The sequence below is a fragment of the Sphingobium sp. TomTYG75 genome, from assembly GCF_054771635.1.
In genome coordinates, this window is record NZ_BSRE01000002.1 from 757,468 (window position 1) to 778,045 (window position 20,578).

The 20,578-nt window shown below is 60.4% G+C and carries 17 protein-coding genes; 11 read left to right on the top strand and 6 right to left on the bottom strand.

Annotation, left to right across the window (positions count from 1 at the left end; all coding sequences use genetic code 11):
* Positions 1 to 30 precede the first annotated feature (30 nt).
* From ACYU81_RS17125 to ACYU81_RS17140, 4 genes are all read right to left on the bottom strand, one after another.
* Positions 31 to 1,548: an FAD-dependent oxidoreductase gene (locus tag ACYU81_RS17125; protein ID WP_460988912.1), complete on the bottom strand. Its 1,518-nt coding sequence runs from the start codon at positions 1,546 to 1,548 to the stop codon at positions 31 to 33.
* A complete protein-coding gene (locus ACYU81_RS17130; RefSeq protein WP_449468932.1) occupies positions 1,545 to 2,123 on the bottom strand; it encodes a VOC family protein in 579 nt (192 codons plus the stop codon). The genes ACYU81_RS17125 and ACYU81_RS17130 overlap by 4 nt, the downstream gene beginning before the upstream one ends.
* Complete coding sequence (locus tag ACYU81_RS17135) at positions 2,123 to 4,471, bottom strand: TonB-dependent receptor (protein WP_460988913.1); 2,349 nt, start codon at positions 4,469 to 4,471, stop codon at positions 2,123 to 2,125. The genes ACYU81_RS17130 and ACYU81_RS17135 overlap by 1 nt, the downstream gene beginning before the upstream one ends.
* A gap of 433 nt (positions 4,472 to 4,904) precedes the next feature.
* Positions 4,905 to 5,753 carry a TetR/AcrR family transcriptional regulator gene (locus ACYU81_RS17140; protein ID WP_460988914.1) on the bottom strand — a complete coding sequence of 283 codons (849 nt, stop codon included), beginning with the start codon at positions 5,751 to 5,753 and terminating at the stop codon, positions 4,905 to 4,907.
* 219 nt (positions 5,754 to 5,972) lie between these two features.
* Between ACYU81_RS17140 and ACYU81_RS17145 the strand changes: the two genes are divergently transcribed.
* The 8 genes from ACYU81_RS17145 to ACYU81_RS17180 all read left to right on the top strand — a co-directional run bounded on the left by ACYU81_RS17145 (position 5,973) and on the right by ACYU81_RS17180 (position 14,429).
* Positions 5,973 to 6,806, top strand: coding sequence for an SDR family NAD(P)-dependent oxidoreductase (locus tag ACYU81_RS17145; RefSeq protein WP_460988915.1), 834 nt, complete (start codon positions 5,973 to 5,975; stop codon positions 6,804 to 6,806).
* Entirely contained in the window at positions 6,803 to 7,129 is a 327-nt protein-coding gene (locus tag ACYU81_RS17150) for a Rieske (2Fe-2S) protein (protein WP_460988916.1), read from the top strand. Before ACYU81_RS17145 ends, ACYU81_RS17150 begins: the two co-directional genes overlap by 4 nt.
* A gap of 216 nt (positions 7,130 to 7,345) precedes the next feature.
* Positions 7,346 to 8,941: a GMC family oxidoreductase gene (locus ACYU81_RS17155; RefSeq protein ID WP_460988917.1), complete on the top strand. Its 1,596-nt coding sequence runs from the start codon at positions 7,346 to 7,348 to the stop codon at positions 8,939 to 8,941.
* Between the two features lie 54 nt (positions 8,942 to 8,995).
* On the top strand, positions 8,996 to 10,618 hold the full coding sequence (locus ACYU81_RS17160) for an FAD-dependent oxidoreductase (protein WP_460988918.1): 1,623 nt from the start codon (positions 8,996 to 8,998) through the stop codon (positions 10,616 to 10,618).
* Between the two features lie 13 nt (positions 10,619 to 10,631).
* The gene (locus tag ACYU81_RS17165) at positions 10,632 to 11,240 is read left to right on the top strand and encodes a CoxG family protein (protein WP_460988919.1); all 609 of its coding nucleotides are present in this window, start codon (positions 10,632 to 10,634) and stop codon (positions 11,238 to 11,240) included.
* Positions 11,241 to 11,449: 209 nt separating this feature from the next.
* A complete protein-coding gene (locus tag ACYU81_RS17170) occupies positions 11,450 to 12,778 on the top strand; it encodes an aromatic ring-hydroxylating oxygenase subunit alpha (protein ID WP_460988920.1) in 1,329 nt (442 codons plus the stop codon).
* Between the two features lie 138 nt (positions 12,779 to 12,916).
* A complete protein-coding gene (locus ACYU81_RS17175) occupies positions 12,917 to 13,477 on the top strand; it encodes a VOC family protein (protein WP_449468945.1) in 561 nt (186 codons plus the stop codon).
* Positions 13,464 to 14,429: an aldo/keto reductase gene (locus ACYU81_RS17180; RefSeq protein ID WP_460988921.1), complete on the top strand. Its 966-nt coding sequence runs from the start codon at positions 13,464 to 13,466 to the stop codon at positions 14,427 to 14,429. The genes ACYU81_RS17175 and ACYU81_RS17180 overlap by 14 nt, the downstream gene beginning before the upstream one ends.
* 92 nt (positions 14,430 to 14,521) lie before the next feature.
* Here ACYU81_RS17180 and ACYU81_RS17185 read toward each other — a convergent pair whose 3' ends face one another.
* Positions 14,522 to 14,836: an NIPSNAP family protein gene (locus ACYU81_RS17185; protein ID WP_196227133.1), complete on the bottom strand. Its 315-nt coding sequence runs from the start codon at positions 14,834 to 14,836 to the stop codon at positions 14,522 to 14,524.
* A gap of 328 nt (positions 14,837 to 15,164) precedes the next feature.
* On the opposite strand from ACYU81_RS17185, the gene ACYU81_RS17190 reads away from it, so the two are divergent.
* On the top strand, positions 15,165 to 17,549 hold the full coding sequence (locus ACYU81_RS17190; protein WP_460988922.1) for a TonB-dependent receptor: 2,385 nt from the start codon (positions 15,165 to 15,167) through the stop codon (positions 17,547 to 17,549).
* A gap of 100 nt (positions 17,550 to 17,649) precedes the next feature.
* Positions 17,650 to 18,444, top strand: a complete 795-nt coding sequence (locus ACYU81_RS17195) for an SDR family oxidoreductase (RefSeq protein WP_460988923.1) — start codon at positions 17,650 to 17,652, stop codon at positions 18,442 to 18,444.
* 206 nt (positions 18,445 to 18,650) lie between these two features.
* Here the strand turns inward: ACYU81_RS17195 and ACYU81_RS17200 are convergent, their stop codons facing one another.
* On the bottom strand, positions 18,651 to 19,202 hold the full coding sequence (locus tag ACYU81_RS17200; RefSeq protein WP_449468953.1) for a VOC family protein: 552 nt from the start codon (positions 19,200 to 19,202) through the stop codon (positions 18,651 to 18,653).
* A gap of 489 nt (positions 19,203 to 19,691) precedes the next feature.
* Here ACYU81_RS17200 and ACYU81_RS17205 point away from each other — a divergent pair, with 489 nt between their 5' ends.
* The gene (locus ACYU81_RS17205) at positions 19,692 to 20,510 is read left to right on the top strand and encodes an SDR family NAD(P)-dependent oxidoreductase (RefSeq protein ID WP_460988924.1); all 819 of its coding nucleotides are present in this window, start codon (positions 19,692 to 19,694) and stop codon (positions 20,508 to 20,510) included.
* The last annotated feature ends 68 nt before the right edge of the window (positions 20,511 to 20,578 follow it).

Sequence of the window (20,578 nt, forward strand, 5' to 3'; positions counted from 1 at the left end):
TATGAGGGGCGGCCGATCGTTCGCGCGTGATCAGGCGACATCTGCCGGTAATTCGGGGCGCTTCGATCCGGGATCGAGAGCGTGGCGGAGGGGTTCGGCGGCGGCGGCCTTGCCCGCCCTGCGTCCGAAGAAGGTCGCGCCGCCGATCAGCAGACCGCTCGCATAGCCCCAGCCTTCCACCGAGAGATTGGGGGCCACCTGACCGACCGCGTAAAGGCCGGGAACAGGCGTGCCATCGGCTTTCAGCGCCCGCCCATCGACGTCAGTGTCAACGCCGCCCAGGCTGATGCAACAGAAATAGGCCGAACCCACCGAACAATCGATCGCGGCATAGGGTATCTCCGAAATCGGGGCGAGCCACTTGGGATTCTTGCGGAATTCCTCATCATATCCTGTCGCGGCATAGCGATTATAATTGCCGATCGTCTCCACCAGCGACCCTTCAGGCATGCCAAGGTCGGCTTCCATTTCCGGTATATTGTCCCAGGCATCGACGACCTCATGCTTGCGCTCGGATCGGATGTCGCCAAGCTCCGGCCTGCCGAAATTGACATTGTCGCAGATCAGGTAAGCCTTGCCCTCGGGCTGGTTCAAAATCGCGTCGGTGGACCAGGCGTGATAGACGTCCTCCGCCACGAAGCGGCGGCCCGCGCTGTTCACCAATATGCCTTTGACCAGGCTGGCGGGCGGATAGAAGGGCGATGTAATCATGCTCTGATCCAGCCCGACGGTCGCCGCGCCCATGCTCTGGCCCAGCGCTATGCCTGATCCGTCGGCAGTCGGCACGCCCAGCGGCGCGATGCCCTCCCGTCCAGCTTTCGATCCATGAGCAAGGCCGAGTTCCCGGTCCCACTCGCAACCGCCCGTCGCGAGCACTACGCCCTTGCGCGCCGCCACCGCCATGTTGCGGCCTTCCTGCCGATACTGGACGCCAACGACCGCGCCTGCGTCGTCCCGGACCAGCGCGTTGACCGCTGCATCGTAGATCACACGCACCTTGAGTTCATGCAGGCGCTGGAGCAACCGGTCGAACAACAAATGTCCGACAAATCCGCCCCCCGGCTTGTGACCACGCGGGAAAGGCTCCGCCGCTTCAGACAATGGCCAGCAGGCTTCGCTTCCGGTCCACACCAGCGTTTCATCGCTATGGGGGTGGAAATGCTTGCCGTCGAAATAGCGCTCGTTGAACGTGACGCCCAGCGACATCAGCCAGTCATAATGGCCGACGCTACCCTCGCAATAGGCCTCGATCTTGTCCACGGCCGCCTTCGGCTGCGTGGCCCTTAGAAACCGGGCCATATTCTCCGGCGTGTCGGCAAAGCCATTGGCCTTTTGAGGAGGCGTGCCGCCGCCCAGATAGATGAACCCACCGGACATGGCGGTGGAGCCTCCCCCGCCAGAGGTTCGTTCAATGACCAAAACCTCTGCGCCCGCTTCGGCCGCTGCAATCGCGGCGGAAGCGCCAGCCCCTCCCAGCCCCGCGATTACAACATCCGCCGTCGTCGCGAACGTAACTTCGTCCAGCGTCTTGGCTGCCTCTGTCTTCACTGTGATCCTCCCACTTGTGCGGCCGGGCCGTCTTTAAGTTCCAACATGCGGACGGGATCGGTCCCGTCCCAATCTTGCGCGGCTTGCGCCACGTCGCGGAACAGGTTGATCAACACCGGCTCTGCGGGCACCAGTTCCAGCATGCAGCCCAGTTCATTGCGGGTGTCGGCATAAGCGACCTGCGCCCCGCCGACCGACCGGAACTCGCTCGCCATCTCTATGCCTCGCGCTCTCAGGCGCCCGATTTCTTCGCCGACATTGTGAACTATCCGGCACATATGATGAAAACCGATCTGGCCTTCGGGAACCATGTCGCGATAGGCGGACGGCCCCTTGCTCGTCTGCTGGATCAGTTCGATCTGAACCGGCCCCGCCTGCGCCAGCGCCGCCTTGAAAGCGAGCGGCTCGGGCCGCCCGCGATACAATGCGTCAGGATAGTCGGAGTCGCGCCGGAAAAACGGCCCGACCCCCATGGACAGCCACCGCTCCATCGCATCGTCCAGGTCCGCCACGACCCAGCAATTCTGCAACAGCGCCATCCTCTCATTGCGCGGGATGAGTTCTTCCAATCCCATCAGAAGTCTGCCGCCAGAGACACGCCCCAGGTTCTGCCGACCGACGGGATCGCGAAGTCAATGAACGACCCGATCGTGTTGCTGGACGTGAATCCATCATAAATGGTGTTGTTCGTCACATTCTTGACGAAGCCAGTCAGCGTCATGTTCAGCTTGTCATGCACCGGGAACTGGTAACGCATGGCCAGGTCGACCTTGGTCACCGGGGGAATGGACCCGCGTGGATCATTGAGAACGCTCGTTTCGTAACGCGACGTGTAATAGAGCGCGGCATTAAGTCCCGCTCGGCCTGCCCCCAGATCGAAAGCATAGTCGGAGATCAGGCCCGCGGTCCATTTAGGCGTACGGCGCAGCTTCAGGTCCGAGAGGTCCGCAAGGCCCTGACCCGCGAGATTCCCGACGAAACTCAGATATTTCGCGTCCAGATAGCCCGCCGATCCGGTGATCGTCCATCCGGCGACAGGGACCACCGCCAGTTCGGCCTCCACGCCCTTGTACCGCGCTTTGGCAGCATTCACCGTCGCCGTAACAATGCCCCCTCCCGGTGCGACCGTCAGGACATCTTCCTGCTTGTCCTTCAGCGTGTTGTGGAATGCCGCGACGTTCAGGCGAACCCGATGGTTGAACCATTCGCTCTTGAAGCCGACTTCATAGGCATCCATGATTTCAGGACGATAGGGAATGACGGCGTTGACGATGCTTCCCGCGCGGCCGTTGAACCCGCCCGCATTATAGCCCCGGCTCCAGTTGGCGTAGACCAGCAGGTCGGGCTGGATCTTATATTGCAACCCGATGCGCGGCGTCAGCTCGTCGAACTTGACCGAGGCGCTCACCGGCCCCTGCTGCGGGCCAAGCACGAACTGATCGCGGATCGGCTGCTGTAGCCTTCCCCAAAGCGTGAAGTTCGTCTGCTTGCGATCCCATGTCTGCCGCGCGCCCGCCGTCAGGCGCAGCTTGTCGGTGATGTCCCAGTCGCCCTGGAAGAATAAGGCGAAGGAACGGCTCTTTTGCCGGATGCGATAGGCGTTGAGCGAGTTGAAGTAGGCCGTGCCCGGCGCGGTAGTCGCCGACAGCCCGGCAAAATCGACCGACGGGAACTGTCGCGCGGTGAACGCATATTCGATGAAGAAAGCGCCAGCCACGAAGTTGATCGGACCGTCGAACTGCGTTTCCGCACGCAACTCCTGCGAAAACTGCCAGGAACTTTCCCGCTTGTCGTTACGCTGTATCGCAAACCGGGTGGCGTCGAAGTCGCCAAGCTGATCTTCTTCGTCCTCGCGATAACCCGACAGGCTGACCAACTTGACGCCATCAAGTTCGTGCGCAACCTCCAGCGTCACTGCATTAAGATTGTAATATGCAGGAAACTGAGTCGTCTCGACATCATTACGCTTCTTGCTGAGCGGCCTGCAAACGATCGAGGTCGCAGGATTGAGACATTGTATATTCTGCCCGGTGACATAAGTCGGATATCCCAGCGTGCCCAGACCATTGGGCGTCAACAGCTTGGGGCCGGTCAGCGGAATAAGGTCGGGGGTCAGGACCGGCACATAGGGCGGCACTTCGCTATCATCCTCCATCCGCTCGAGCGAAAGGTAGATGCTGGTCCGATCTGAAGGGGTAGCGACCAGCGACAGCATATAATCCCGCATATCGCGTTTGCCTTCGCGATCGCCGGTGATGCTGTTGCGGAACTCGCCATTATGCTTCTTGATCGCGATCGCGCCCTTGACCGCCAACAGGCCGGGGATGATCGGCGCCATCACGACACCTTCAAAGTCCGTTCGTCCGAAACTGCCCACCGTCGCGCGCAGCCTGCCGCTTGTAGGAGCGTCGGGATCGGGACGGGAGCGGATGACGTTCACCGTTCCGCCCGTCGTGTTGCGACCAAACAGCAGGCCCTGCGGACCACGCAAAATCTCCAGTCGTTCGATGTCGAACGCGTCGAGCAGCGTACCGCGTTGAAATGCCAGCGGAATGCCGTCGATGGTGAAACCGATGCCGGATTCGACGGCGCGGTTCGGATCTTGAAGCGAGATGCCGCGCAGGCTGATCTGCGGCGTGTTGAGCGCAGCGCCGGAGCGCGAGATCGTCATGCCCGGCACCATGCCGCGCAGGCCGGTCAATGCATCCAGGTTGGACGCGCGCATTGCCTCGCCGGTGAAAGCCGTCACGGCGACGGGGACATCCTGCAACGGCACGGCGCGTTTCTGGGCGGTGACGATGATGTCCGCCAGTTCCGCCGACGATGACTGTGTCGATCCGCCTGAAGCTTGCGCCAAGGCATTGCCGGGTGCCATCACGCCCAAACTGAGCGCCAATAGCGAAGTTCCTGTAAAGGTCCGCATGTTATCCCCTCCATTTATGTCTGTTGCCGGTTTTCCGTTTGTCGCGTCATTTGCCGCGCGACTATAAATCTGATTACCGATGGCTCGTCCTGGGACAGCCACGGATCATATGAAAACCCATTCCGGACATAATGGAAAGTTGGATAATAGGCCGTAGGACCAAGCCGGTGATCGCCGACCAATATCTGACGCTTGTCGGACGTTGAAAAGCAAGGGCAAAGGGGGGCAAGGGAGCCGCGCCGCCGCTCACCGCGTCGGCGCGGAACAATACCGTAATCGACAGATGCCGGGTTACGGAGATGTGGCGGTGATGCGAAGGCGAACGACTCGTCCTTCACCGCCACCCGCCCAGCAGTCGTGTACGCTGGGCCGGGGAACTTCAGCGCCGGGGAACTTCAGCGAAAGTGCCGATACAGCATCGGCATTGCTCAATTCAGGCTTTCTTGCGACGCCTCGCCGCGGGCTTGGCCGCCAATTTGGTGACCGTGGACGCGAGCAATTCGATCTGCGCCGTGGCCATCTCAATGAGTGCCGGGTCGTCGTGCGCGGCCAGGGTTCGGGCGGCCGCCATTATTCTGTCTTCCGGCGTGGGCTCTGCGGTCGTGGTTTCTTCCGGCGCTGCGCCGTAACGCGCTTCGGCCCGAGCGAGAAAATCCAGCGCGACTTCTGTCGCCTGCTTTACCGCCAGATCCGTTATCTTGCCCTGCTGCTGGATGCTGGCTTCGAAAATGGCTGACTGGATGATGACAAGGGTGCGGAACGGGTCTTCTTCCGACAGTGGTTCGATCGCCCAGCCCGTATGCCACAAAGTATGGTAGGGCAGGGCGGCAACCTTGTCGAAATCCCGCACCAAATGGCGGGATTCGAACGGAATGTGACGGGCCAGCGCGCCTGGCTTTGCTGGACTTGGTTGGTTGAAATAATCCTGGATGCCCTTGATCATCAACGTGACCAGTTGCTCCAGGCTTTCCGGCTTGCGCCGCCGAACATAGCGTTCAACTTCGACGCCAGTCTGCTGGACGAAGCGGATGGCGATCTGGCCCAATATCTCCTCGACGCTGGCGAAGTGGGAATAGATGGATGTCCGGGTGATGCCGCCATGGTCGGCGATCATGGCGATGGAGATGTCAGCTGGCTTATGCGCCTTGAGCAGTTCAATCGTCGCTTCGATGATCCGGTCGACGCGGGCTCTGCCCGGCGCGCGCTGCCCCAGCTTCTCCCGTTCGGAAAGCAACTCGCTTTGAAGAAACTGAAGGGTATTGGGCTCGGAATCTGTTTTCAAACTGTGAGGTTTGATCTTCGCCGATATTTTCTCCGCTTTACCTTTGAGCGGCGCCAGTCCCTGTTTTTTCATCATTGAACCATATCATAGCGGGGTGAGGTTTCAAGTGAAGTCGGTTCGAAAACAGCTGTCAACTCCGATGTTGCAAAAATAGTATCCTAGCGCACGATATCGCTTTACAGCTTTCCGCTGGCGCGATAGATGGTCCTTATATGACATTTGTCTGTCTCTGAAAGGCTGTGGTGGTCGACCACGCCGGGTATGGAGCGGGCTGTAGGGAGAGGTGCGTTGGGCAGTCGACTGTCTGGCAAGACGGCAATTATCACAGGCGCTGGCTCGATGCACGGCATGGGCGCGGCAACTGCCCGCCTGTTCGCTCGGGAAGGTGCGTCGGTGATCCTGACGGACCTTGACGAAGCGGGTGCTGCGGCGGTCGCGGCATCCATCACGCAGGAAGGCGGCATTGCGTTGTCCCGATCGCAGGATGTCCGTCAGGAAGAGGGATGGCAGGAACTCGCCGCCGACGCCCTCAAACGGTTCGGGCACATCGACATTCTCGTGAACAATGCGGGCATCTATCATGCGGCATATGTTTCTGACACACCCGTCGCCATGCTTGACCGCCTTTTCGAAATCAATTTGCGAGGCACGTTCCTGGGTTGCCAGGCGGTGATCCCGCACATGCGCGCCAATGGCGGCGGTTCCATCGTCAATATCTCGTCCATTGCCGCATTGACGGGCGTTCACAGAAGCGCTGCTTATGCCGCTACCAAGGGGGCCGTTCGTGCGCTGACCAAAAGTGTCGCGCTCGATGAAGCGCCCTATGGCATCCGGTGCAATTCGGTGCATCCCGGTACGATCGAAACGCCGATGGTCGATCAATTGCTTCAGGGCGATCCGGCCGCTATCGACGCCGCCACTGCGCCGATCCCGCTTGGTCGCTTGGGCCGACCGGACGATGTCGCGAACATGTCCCTGTTCCTGGCATCGCAAGAGGCGTCCTATGTGACGGGTGCCGAATTTGTCGTTGATGGAGGCTTGACCATAGCATGAGCGCCGACTTCCTTCCCGTCGCTGCGGCCGCCGATCTGCCGAACAACAGCAGCAAGCCGATAACAGTGAACGGCTTGAACCTTCTGCTGTGTCATGCGGACGGAGAGTTTTTCTGTGTGCAGAATGAATGCACGCATCGCGCATTTTCCCTGGCAGCCGGACGCATCAGGCGCTGCATGGTGTTGTGCCCCGAACATGGCATGCCCTTCGACCTGCGAACCGGAAATCCCAAGGGTCAGCTGACGGACAAGCCGCTCCGCACGTTTGAAACACGTGTCGTGGATGGCCAGGTAGAGGTCGCGGTGCCTGCGGAGGTAAGTTGAGACAGCTGCGGTCGGCCGCCATTGCGTAATGTGACAAGGGTCGCATAAAGTGGATCGGGGCGCATCACGGCGTCCGGGGAAAAATTGGGGCGAAATGCGTCCTGGAGGAGTAGGATCGTTGCAAGGTCATTTGCATTTCCGCCACTGTGCGATGGTCGGCTGTTGCGGCGCGGCTCCCCTTAACGATGGACGGACCTCGTTGCCGGAGTACGCGCATTGAACGCGGACTATATCGTCGTGGGCGCGGGAGCGGCGGGCTGCGCCGTCGCCAACCGTCTGTCGGAAGACAGCCGCCACAAGGTAATCCTGCTTGAGGCGGGGGGCACTGACCGTGATCCCCTCATCCATGCGCCCGGCGGGCTGATGCCGCTTTTGACGTCGGGCAAGCATAGCTGGAACTACAGGAGCGCGCCGCAGGAAGAGCTGAACGACCGCGTCCTTTTCCTCCCCCGTGGCAAGGTTCTGGGAGGCGGCAGCTCGATCAACGGCATGATCTATGATCGAGGCACGCCGAGCGATTACGATCGGTGGGCGGCGCTGGGCAGTTCCGGCTGGTCCTATGAGGACGTGCTACCCTATTTCAAGCGGGCCGAAAGTTACGAGCCGGGCGGCGATGCGCGGTGGCACGGTCACTCCGGGCCGGTCAGGATCAGCCGCCCCGGCGTCCACAATCCACTCGCCAAGGCGTTCCTGCAAGCCTGCGAAGAAGCTGGCTATCCTTATAATGACGACACCAACGGCGCGGTTCGCGATGGCGCCGGTCCCGTCGACATGTTCGTCAGCCGGGGCCGCCGGTGGAGCGCGGCGACCGCCTACATAAAGCCGTTCCGCTCGCGCTCGAACCTGGAGGTGCGTCTGGGCGCGCAAGTGCTCAAGATATTGGTCGAAAATGGCCGCGCCGTCGGCGTTCGCATCCGTGAAAAAGGGCAGGAACTGGACCTTCGTGCGGGCGGCGAGGTGATCCTCTGCGGCGGCGGCATCAATTCGCCCCAGCTTCTGATGCTGTCCGGCATCGGTGACGCTTCGGCCCTGTCGCAGGTCGGCGTGGACCCGGTCCATAACCTGCCCGGCGTCGGTCAAAATCTTCAGGACCATCTGTCCACCTATGTGAAGCAGGCGGTGACGCAGCCAGTGTCCCATTATCAATATGTCAGCCCGCTGAAGGGGGCGCTGGCCTTTGCGCAATATCTGGCTTTCCGCACGGGGCCGCTCGCCAGCACCGGCATGGAAGTGGTCGCCTATGTGCGATCGCAACCGGACCTCGCTGAGCCGGACATAAAGCTCTCGCTGGTGCTGGCGCTGATGAATGACACGCTGACAGGCCTGATGCCGCGTCATGGCTTCATGGCGCATGTCTGCGTCGTCCGGCCCCACAGCCGTGGCCATGTGACGCTGGCCTCGCCCGACCCGCAGGCCGCGCCGGTCGTGGATCACCGCTATCTTAGCGACACCCGCGACATGGTCGATTTCCGCAACGGCATCCGAGTGTGCCGCCAGATTTTCGGCCAGGCCGCCTTCGATCCCTATCGCGGCGATGAATTGTCGCCGGGCGCGGCTGTACAGACTGACAGCCAGATCGACGCCTTCATCCGTGCCAACGCAAGTGCGGATTATCACACGGCCGGTACGTGCAAGATGGGATCGGACGATGATAGCGTCGTCGATGCCCGCCTGCGGGTCAGGGGCATTGGCGGGCTAAGGGTCGCCGACACGTCTGTGATGCCGACGCTCGTCGGCGGGAACACCAATATGCCCGCCATCATGATCGGCGAAAAGGCCGCGGACCTGATCAAGGGCCGCAGCCATGCGTGACAAGTGCAAACGACATAGGAAGCGGCGCGAACCGCGAGCGACTGGAGAGCTATAATGCCGGTATGGGATGAGGTTTTCGACGTGGTGGTCATGGGCTCCGGCGCGGCGGGTGTTTCCGCCGCGATCGCGGCGCAGCATCGCGGTTGCAAGACGCTGGTGCTGGAGCGCAGCGACAAGCTGGGCGGGACGAGCGCCGTGTCGGGCGGCGTGCCGTGGATCCCCAACAATCACCACATGCACGAGGTTGGAACGACCGACTCGCGCGAACAGGCGCTCACCTATCTTCGCAGCCTTTCGCTCGGCAAAATGGACATCGAACTGGCCGAAACCTATGTCGATGAAGCGCCAGGCGTGTTGCGTTACCTTGAGCAAGAGACCCAGCTGGCGTTCCGGGCGCTCAAGACGCCGGACTATCATCCGGAACATCCCGGCGGCACCTTCGGTCGCTCCGTAAGCCCCGGCCTGTTCCCAGCGGGCGAGTTGGGGGAACTGCGCGCGCATCTGCGTTGCGCGCCCTGCTTCCCGCTGCCTGTCGCGATGACCGACATTGATGACGGAACCAATATGCTGGACCCCGAAATCATCGGCGACCGCCTCGCTAAGGGCATGGTGGGCACCGGCATGGCGCTGATGGCTGGCCTCATCAAGGGTGCGGTGGACAAGGGCGTGGAGTTTCGCCGCAACGCCCGTGGCCGCCGTCTGGTGATCGACGATGGCGCCATTGTCGGCATTGAGGTCGAACAGGATGGCCGCATGGTTAGGATCGGCGCCCGTCGCGCCGTCATTCTGGCAAGCGGCGGCTTTGAATGGAACAAGGACATGGCGACCGACCTGATGGGCGCTCCCATCGAAGGTCCGCTCAGCCCGCCCTTCAATGAGGGCGACGGCCTGATCATGGCGGCCGAGGCGCAGGCGAGCATGGCGAACGCCCATGAAGCCTGGTGGATGCCGATGATCCGCATTCCGGGCGACGAATATGAAGGGCAGCAGCTCAACCGCATGGTGGTCGGCGAAAGAGCCTCGCCCGGTTCGATCATGGTCAACCGCGCGGGCAAGCGCTTCGTCAACGAAGCCCACAATTATAATGACGTTGGCCGCTCCTTCCGCAACTTCGACCCAGTGGCGTTCGACTATCCGAACCTGCCCGCCTGGATCATCCTCGATTCGACTTTCCTCGACAAATATCCGTTCGGCACGCGCTATCCGGGCGATCCGATTCCGGCATGGCTCGAATCCGCGCCGACGCTGCGCGAACTGGCGGAGAAAATCGGCGTAAACCCAGATGGCCTTGAAGACACGGTCACGCGTTTCAACGCGAATGTCGAACGGGGCGAGGACCCCGACTTCCACCGCGGCCGGAGCAAATATGACCGTCATTATGGCGACCCGTCACGCGAAGGGGCACTCCAGTCGCTAGGACCGATCCAGCAAGGCCCCTTCTATGCCTGCCGTGTCTATTCCGGCGTTCTCGGTACGAAGGGCGGTCCGAAGATCAACGCCAAGTCCGAAGTGGTGAATGTCAGGGGCGGCCGTATCCCCGGCCTTTACGCGGCGGGGAACGTCTCCGGCGGCTTCACCGGCATGGCCTATCCGGGCGCCGGGGCCACGATCGGGCCGGGCCTGGTCTTCGGCCACATCGCCGGACGCGAGGCGGCGTCCAGCGTCAACAGGTTCTGAAAAGGAGGCGACATTGCCCGAAGTCGAACATACCACAACGGTCACCGCCTCCCTGCCTCAGGTCTGGAATTTCGTCGAGGACATGGACAATTGGGCGCCGTTCCTCACAGGGTATCAGCGCCACGAGAAGATCAACCGCGATGAATCCATCTGGGTTGTGAAGGGCGAGCTGGGCGGCCTGACTCGCAGCGCGGAGTTCAAGGTCCAGGTCACGGAATGGAACGAGCCTAGCCGCGTCACCTTCGTGATGCAGGGTTTGCAGGAGCCTGTCACCGGCTCCGGCGAGTTTCTGGCGATCGATCTGGGCGGCGGCATGCCGAATGCCGCGCCAACCGCCGCCGTCCCCGCGCATTCTCCTTCCGGCGGCTGGCTGAGCAGATTGTGGGAACGCCTGTCCCGCTGGTTGCTGCGGCGCGTCACCAACAGTGTCGATGTGCAAGCGGCAGCGCCCGTGGCAGATGCGGGCGATCCGAACACGCAGATCACTTTCCGGCTGAACGTTCAGGCGGGCGGAGCCACCGGGCCGGTCCTCAACCTGCTGCTGGGACCGATGCTGAAGCCGGTTGCTGAAGATTTGGCGATGAAGATCGCTCAGGCGGTGGACAAGCCGTCACAAGGATAAATCTAGCGCGGGGTCGGCCGTAAAGGCGCGGACTCCGCGAAGGAAGGATACTCCGCTATTGACGGACAAATGTCCGTTATGCATGATCGTCCGGAACCTGGCCGCCTTTTGCCTAGTGCGCGTAAAGCGGGCCGTTGGATGTAGCTGGACGATTGGAAACAGGGTCAGCGCGCCGGGATGCGCCTGGATTGAATCGACAGGAGATGGAAATGACGGAAAATCTGGTCGCCGAGGCGGGAGCCGGACGGTCTTCGAAACTTCAGGGTTGGCGCTATTTCGACCGCGACTTCGCGGGGCGGGAATGGGACGCAGTCTGGACCAAGAGCTGGCTCGTGGTTTGCCGCGAAGACCAGATCCCTGAGCCGGGCGACTTCCTGGTGGAAGAGGTTGGCACGGAATCCATCCTTGTGGTGCGTCAGGAAGATGGCGGCATCAAGGCCTTCTATAATGTGTGTCAGCATCGCGGGAACAAGCTGGTGTCCGTGGCGGAAGGGTCCATGCCATCCTTCACCTGCGCCTATCATAGCTGGAAATGGTCGCTGGAAGGCGAATGCATCGGCGCGCAGGACCCGGAGGACTTCTCTGCGGGCTCCCCATGCGGACGCAAGCGGCTCGCCCAGATCAACAGCGAGACCTTCGCCAGCTTCGTCTGGGTGAACATGGACGCCAACCCGATGCCTCTCAAAGAGTATCTGGGCGAACTGTACGAGCCGTTGGCGCGCTATCCCTTCGAGCAGATGCACTGCACCCAGGCCATATCGGTGCGGATGCCCTGCAACTGGAAGATCATTTCGGACAATTTCCGCGAAACATATCACATCCCCACCGCGCATCCGGAGGGGCTGTATGTGAACGAGCCCTATTATGTGACGGCGGTCATCGAAACGCTGAAGAACGGCCATGCGCGCCTTGTGACGCCGGGCAGCCAGCCTTCGCGCTATCTGCCCGATGGCAAGCTGGCGATCGACGAGTATCTGATCCAGGATCTCAAGACCTGGGAATTGCAGCCGGAAGATTTCAAGGACAAGCCGCTGGCGATCCGGGAAGCGATCATCTCGCAAAAGCGGAAGCTGGGCGTCGAGCGCGGCCATAGCCATTATGACCGGATGGAAGACGCGCAACTGACCGACACCTTCCTTTATTCGATCTTCCCCAACCTGACGCTGACCTGTTTTTCGGATGGCATGCTGTTCCTGCGCGCCTGGCCGCACCCGACCGACCCGGAAAAATGCACCTTCGACACCTGGTTCTATGCGACGGGTTCAGAGGATTTCTTTACCAAGATGCTGACCTCGGCGGGCGGCGTTGCCGACACCGTGCGTGCGCCTGTAGAACGCGAATGGCGCAACTTCGGCGAAGGAAGCCTTGGCATCACGCTCGATGGCGACGCCGGTATCATGGAGGCGCAGCAGCGCGGCATGCATTCGCGCGGGTGGAATGGCGCGGAACTGGCCGGGCAGGAAAAGCGGATTTCCCATTATCACGACCGCATCGATCAACTGATCGTCGAAAATGGGATGTCCATCGCCGCTGAATGACGAACGGCGCTGCGGGCGTAAGCGCCCGCAGCGCCGATAGGCGTGGCAGCTTCGGTCAGCGGTTGCCGAAATGCAAAAAACCTGCGCCCGCACCCTCGGGCGGCGAACTGACGATTGCCGATTAAAAGGAGAGGCTCGATGTTCCTGGACCCTGTTTCAGGCCAACTCAAGAAGGTGCGGCAGATCGCATTCGTTGTACCGGACGCGATCGAATGGGCGCGCCGACACATGGCCCGCTTCGGCTCTGGCCCCTTCTTTGTGCTCGCGCACCTTCCCCATGACCTGCAAACCTATCGCGGCAAGGAAATCGACCTCGATACGACAGGTGTCGTCGGCCAGTGGGGCGATGTGATGGTCGAACTGGTGGAACAGCATTGTGACACGCCATCGGCCTACAGCGAACTTTATCCGACGGGTGGTCCCGGCCTGCACCATATGACGGTGTTCGTTGACGACATTCACGCGGCGATCAAGGATTATGAAAGCAAGGGCTTTGATAATATCCTTTATTCCGTCGTGTCACCGCTCGGCGACTCCAAACCCAGCCCCTATGCGATGATGGACACGCGCAAGGAGTTCGGCATGCTGACCGAATTCTATGAAGAGGCCGTTGTCAGCGACTTTTACAAGATGGTGCGCGATGCCGCCGAAGGCTGGGACGGGTCCGATCCCATCCGCTACATATATGGCCAACCCTGAAGGGGATATTCTCGACATGGAAAAGCGTAATCTCGGGAAATCCGACCTTAAAGTCTCTATTGCCGGTCTTGGCTGCAATAATTTCGGCTGGTTTCTGGACAAGGAAAAATCCCTTGAGGTGATCTCGGCTGCACTGGACGCCGGGATCAACTTCTTCGACACCGCCAACAACTATGGTTTTCCTCCCGGACAATCGGAACGCATTCTCGGCGAAGCTTTTCGCGGTCGCCGGGATTCCGTGATCATCGCCACGAAAGTCGGCGACAAGGTTGGCGACAGCGACGATAATCAGGGTGCGGCCCCTGCCTATGTGCGGCAGGCTCTGGAAGAGAGCCTTGCCAATTTGGGCACTGATTATGTCGATCTCTACCAACTGCATTATCCCGATCCGAAGGTGCCCATCAGCGAAACGCTGGCCGCATTCGACCAGCTGATTCAGGAGGGCAAGGTGCGCTATGTCGGCTGTGCGAACCACAGTGCCGCCCAGCTGGCCGAAGCACTGGACGCAGCCGGAGCCAGCAATCGTGCGGCTTTCATATCATGCCAATCCGAATACAGCCTGCTGGCACGCGATGTCGAAAGCGAACTTGCGCCCTTGATGGTCGCCAATGGTGTCGGGTTTCTCCCTTATTTCCCCCTCGCCAACGGGTTGCTGACGGGCAAATATCTGGGTGGCGACGACAGTTCGGGCCGTCTGGAAACCCTCAAGCAGATACCTTTCTTCGACAAGTTCCTGACGCCGGAAAGGTTTGAGAAAGTCAGCCGTCTCGGGGAGATTTCCCGCAAATCGAGCATTCCGATGGTGAAGCTGGCCCTCGGCTGGCTCGCCGCAAAGCCCTTCGTCTCATCCGTGATCGCCGGGGCGACAAAGCCCGAACAGGTTTACGCCAATGCGCAGGCCTGCATGACAGTCTTGCCGCAAGACATAATGGCCGAGCTGGATCAGCTTTAATTAACGACGGTCCCCGGTCACTGCGGCCGGGAGCGGCGCTATGAAACGGCGGGAAGCTCTAAGCCTCCCGCCGTTTCATTTTCAGCTCTGCGTCAATGCGCCGGTGAATAGGGCGCTGCATCAGCGAAGATTAGCGTTTCCTTCGCACCGCTCCGGCAGATTTCCTGATAGATTTTGCCACCTTCAGGCGCGCTCGCCATGGCCTGGATGCCGGCATCGAAAGCATTCATGTCGGGCAATTTCCAAAGATGGATGACGGTATTGGCCCGCCCGATCTTGGTGACGAGCCCGGCGATCATCTCCCAACCCGCGCCTTCGGCGATGCGCTTCATCTCAGGAACTATGTTCAAAAAGACGGGAAGCGTCTCATAATCGAGTTCCAACGTTGCCTGAAGATAAACGCTCATCTGATATCCACTCCTTGCGATCGCGGCCGGAGCCTGGCTCTCACCGCACATTCGTACGATAAATGACGAACGTCTGATATTCAAGCGACGACATGACGCATCAAAGACTGGTCGCTCGCGTGACAGGGATAGCCGCTTAACCCGCCACGAAATGAAAAAATAACCGTCATATGTCAGATAAAAATGCTCACAAGCGCTTGCTGCGCATGCTTCACTGTTGACCCTCCGGCGAAAAGCAGTTAGCTAGCACACTTGTGTAGCGACAAGTCGATTCAGAAAGAGTCGCGGCCACATCGGATTAAAAATCAGCGTTGAATGGGGAGGGCATATGCGAGGCCTGGCATTTTCGTCGGCGATAGCGATCGCAACTGCGTTGGGCGGCTTTCAGGCGGCATTGGCCGCGGAGCCGCAGCAAGCGCCGGACGCGACCGCAGCCAATCAGCCGCAGCAATCCGAAGGACTTTCGGACATCATCGTAACCGCGCAAAAGCGTGCTGAGCCACTTCAAAGTGTGCCTGTCTCCGTTTCCGCGTTCAGCAATGACACGCTTCAAAAGGCCCGCGTCGACGGCCTGACCGGCCTTCGCGGCCTCGTGCCGGGCATGACCGTCACGCGTTCAGGCGCAGCCGTCGACGTGCCCCAGATCAGCTTGCGCGGCATTTCCATTCAGGACGTCCTGCCCAGCGTCGAGGCCGGTATCGGCATCACGCTAGATGGCATTCCGATCGCGTTCCAGCGCGGCGCGCTCATCGATGCGTACGATGTCCAGCGCGTGGAGGTTCTGCGCGGCCCGCAGGGCGTTCTGAACGGCAAGAACACGACCGGCGGGGTGATCAACGTGATCCGCCTCCGGCCCGACCCGTCGGCGGACACGACGGGCAAGGCGCGCGTCACGGTGGGCAGCTTCGGCCAGAACGACTACGAAGGCTACATTATGGCCCCGGTGATCAAGGACGTGCTTGCGGTCAAGGCGACCGTTTCGGTGCGCAAGGATAATGGCCAGTTCCGCAACATCGTCACCGGCGGACGGGAGGGCGATCGTGATGTCCGGCAATACTCGCTCGCCGCTGTTGCAACCCCCACCGATCGCCTGAACATCTATTTGGCATTCGACCGGCTGGAAAACGACAGCCAGATTCCGCCCTATACGCCCCTTAACGTCCCCGATTTCATCCCTTATCCGTTGCCGGGCTATGTCGGTGGCGCAAACGCGACCTGTTACAATCCGGCGACGAGCATCGTCTGCGGCCCGCTTGCCAATCTCGACAAGGGCAAGAATGTCGTCGAAACGACCCAGCTTCCCGCATCTCTGCGCATGACTGCGGTGACCGGTGAAGTGTCGTACGATTTGACCGATCAGGTCAAATTCGTTTCGCTGACCGGCTATCGCGAGTTCCACGAACGGCAGACCAGCGATTTCGACGCAACCCGCTTTGCGCTGTTCCGCGACAAGGCCCGGGTCGATGCCAAGCAGTTCTCGCAGGAGGCCCGCTTCGCAACTTCGTTCGAGGGGCCGTTCAACGTCGTTGCCGGCGCATTTTACATGAACTACTCCTATACGGAGGTGCAAGATCCGTCGCTTGACGTGTCGATGCTGCCCGACGGGTTTCTCACCACGGGGAGTCCGATCCTCACGAACGGCTTGCCGACTTTCTCGACTCCGCCGGGCGTAGGCTTCCTCAATTCACTCAACCGCTACGATACGCATCAGACAAACAAGACCTTCGCCTTGTTCTTCCAGGCGGACTATGACATCACCGAAAAACTGCAGTTGTCGGTTGGTGCCCGTCAGACCTGGGACAGGAAGACGACTGCCTATAGTTTGTGGGGCCCCGTATTTTCCACCGTGCGGGATAATGATGTTATCGGGCCGCTGGTCGGAAGCGTGGCGGGGCGCGCCAAGTTCAAAAAGTTCACGCCGAAGGTGAACCTGCAATACAAGTTTACGCCCGACGTCATGGCCTATGCCCAATACAGCCGTGGTTACAACACCGGCGGCTTCAACGGTCGTCCTGGCAACCTGGTCACCGCAACACAGGCCTATTTGCCCGAAACGATGGATGCGTTCGAGGTCGGCCTCAAGACCGAATTCCTCAATAACCGGGTTCGCCTGAACCTTTCCGCGTTCCACAACACGCTGAGCGACAAGCAGGAAAATATCCTGCAGGTCGTCGGAACCACGAACGTCACCAACACCCTGAACGCCGCCAAGGCTCGCTATCAGGGCCTCGAAGCCGAATTGGCCGTTGCGCCGATGCGGGGGTGGACGATCTCCGGATCGCTCGGCTATCTTGAAGCGAAGTATCTGAACTTCATCGGTAATCTGGGGCAGGGAGAGACGGACCTTTCCGGATTGAAGCTGCGGCGCACCCCGAAATGGACCGGTGGTCTGATTTCGGACTACAGCTTCGACGCCGGTCCGGGGACCATCGGCCTGAACGCGGCTCTGTTCCATACGTCGCGGTACCAAACGGACGTGATCAACGACCCGCGTGCGTCGATCCCGCCGGTGACGAAGGTCGACCTCGGTGTACGCTACGAGTTCCCGGTGAGCGGCAACACCACGCTCGAGGTCTCGGGCTTCGTCAAGAACGTGACCGACAACACCACGTACGACGGTTACACGTCGGGCGAGGCGGTATTCACCTTCATCGACTGGGCCAACCCGTCGCCGGGCCGGACCTGGGGCGCGTCGCTGACCGCGCGCTTCTGACACGACATGGCGGGCCGCCTCGTCAGCCTGGCGAGGTGGCTCGGTCTTTTTCGCTTTTCATCAGGCTGCGGCGGGGCACCGAAAATCCCAGGAGTTGAATATGAGGCTTGAAGGAAAAGTAGCACTGGTCACCGGCGCCGCGGGCGAACAGAACATGGCCCAGAAGATCGCCGAGCGCCTCGCCCAGGAAGGCGCGAAGGTCGTCGTGACCGGTCGTCACGAAGAGCCGTTGCGCAAGCTCGCGGCAGAGATCGGCGGCAGCTACATATTGATGGACATCACCAGCAAGGCCGATGTCGATGCCGCCGCTGACTTTGCCGTCAAAACCTATGGCAAACTGGACGTCGCGGTGAACGCGACTGGCTGGGGGCTGATGAAGCCGACCCATGAAACGACGGAGGCTGATCTCGACAAGATCATGGACATCCAGTTCAAAGGCCCCTTCTTCTTCATCCAGGCGATGTTGCGGGTAATGGGGCAGGGCGGATCGATCATTCAGATTTCCTCCGCCACCGCGACTATCATGCTCGAAAATCACGCCGCCTACATGGGCACCAAGGCCGGAATCGACCATGTGATCCGTACCGTGGCCAACGAATATGGCGCGCGCGGCATTCGGGCGAACTCCATTTCGCCGGGCCTCACCGAAACGCCGATGGCTGGCGACAGCTTCAGCGTGAAGGAACTGATCGACGCCTTTGCAAAGGAATATCCGCTTGGCCGCCTTGGCACGCGCGAAGATATTGCGGCTGCCGTTGTGTGGCTGGCATCCGACGAATGTTTCATGACCGGCCAGAATCTTCAGGTAAATGGCGGGCTCACGCTCCGCCGCAACCCGATCCTGTCCGAACTGGGCGAGGTGGCCGCGCGTGCCACGGCGCATCTGAGCAGTTGATAACGACACAGCGGTGCGGGCGGGAGCATTGCTTCCGTCCGCAAACGCGCAGGGAATGCAGAAAGGGAGGGTAGCGCTGGCTACCCTCCCTACTTTGCTTCTGAATTCGGCGGGGGCAGTGCTGAGTGGGCACCGCCTGAACAACCTGTTTGCTACATGCGGTAGCCGCCCCGGCCTGTTAGCTGTCGGGGCGGCTCCACCTCGTCTTAAAGGTCGGTGAATTGCATCCGGCGGATCGGATCGGTTCCATCAAATCCTTCTGCGGACTTCTTCATATGGTCGTAGAAGGGACGGGTGCCTTCTTCTTCATAAAGTTCAGTCATCACGCCAAGTTGTTTCGACGTATCCATGATGGCGTAGCGGCCCATACCATTAGGGAAGGTTTCGCCATAAAGAGCAGCCTCGCAGCCTTCAGCTTCATATTGAGCCATCCGCTTGTCCAGATCGTCGACGAACATGGCAAAATGATGAATCCGCGACTCGCCCTTCTTCACAAGATCGCGATAGGCGGACGGTTCATCATCATGCTGCTGCACGAATTCGGCGGTGATATTGCCCCACTGACCATAGACGGAGGTGACGTCGATGACGCTGTCCTTGCCGCGATAGCGATGGACGTGAAGCGGATAATGTTCGACAGCCCAGAACGGCCCCGATCCATAACGGCGGGAATGGGCACGGGCCGCTTCGATGGCGTCTGGCACCACAAAAGCGATCTGCGTGATCGCGAGGGCGGGTGTGAAGATAAAATCACTCATGGCGTTGCTTCCTTCAAAGACAATTGTCAGATGATTGATTCGATGATGAGGGTAATCGCGCGAGGGATCCGATCTTCGCCGACGGCATTGGACCATGTCGGCCGCCGGTGGCCAAGGACATGCCGCAGGTCCGAAAACCAGCGTATTTCCTGGCCCTTGAGCGAGCTGGCCCTCCGCTATGCAGCGCTTTTGGTGACCTTTTGATGATCATTCATCCTCTACCCGGAGCGGCTCATGCCCTGCTCCTCCGTCGCTGATTTCTCGACAAACGACAAATGTCTGCTAACGAATATGCCTCCATTCGTCAAATTGATAAATGGCGGCGTCGACTGAATGGGGCGGGGGAGGCGGCCCTTTGGGTGGCGGGACAGCGCATTGGTCATTGACTAAATGAACGACAACCGTCAGGTAATATGCCAACACCTTTGGCGCTGACGGGCGTTCGCTGGCGGATTGGGTGCTTGCAACGCGGACTTATGGAGAGGAAAAATGACCTATAATTTGACGGTGCGGCGCGAAGGTGCCGTGTTCATCATCGGCGGAACCGGCGGCGCGGGGTCGGCGATCGTGCGCGCCTTTGCAAAGACTGGCGCCAATATCGCCTTCACCTACAACAGCAATGAAACCAAGGCGAATGCGTTGGTGAATGAACTGGAAAGCGAAGGCGTAACGGCATCGGCCAGCAAGCTGGACATAACCGACTTGCAGGCGGTCGAACAATGCATCAGCGGCGTGGTGAAGCGTTTCGGCCATATCCACACGGTCATCTATGCGTCCGGGCCGATGTGGGACAACACTCTGCAACTGGCCGACGTGAAGCCCAGCTTCATGGAGTTTCTCGTCAAGACTGAACTGTTCGGCTTCTTCAACGTGATCAGCGCCACCAAGGAACAGATGCGCGCCAACAAGGGCGTCATCACTGTTTGCACCAGCTTCGGCAACGCCCGTCGCTTCGATCGCGACGGTCAGTCGGCGGTGCCAAAGGCGGGTCTGGAAAGCATGGCGCTTTATCTGGCGGCGGAAGAGGCTGTCTACGGAGTGCGCGCGAATGTCGTCCGCCTGGGCTGGTTCAACTTCGGTATGGGCGCGATCGACAAGACGGAGGCTTCGCTCGATGATCCGGGTCGTGCCATGACCGGCGGCGACGCTGGGGCCGAAGCGCTGGAATGGATGACCAGCCGCATTCGCCTGGGCAATCGGCCGGGTCGGGGCGAGGAGCTTGCCAGCATGGTGCTCTACCTTTCGTCTGAACAGGCGTCCTATGTCACCGGCCAGATCACCTGCGTGGATGGCGGCATTTCGCTTTGAACCTTTGGCAGGCGCCAGTCTTCATGACGGCGCCTGCTCCATGACGGCCCGCTGCACACACACCTGCG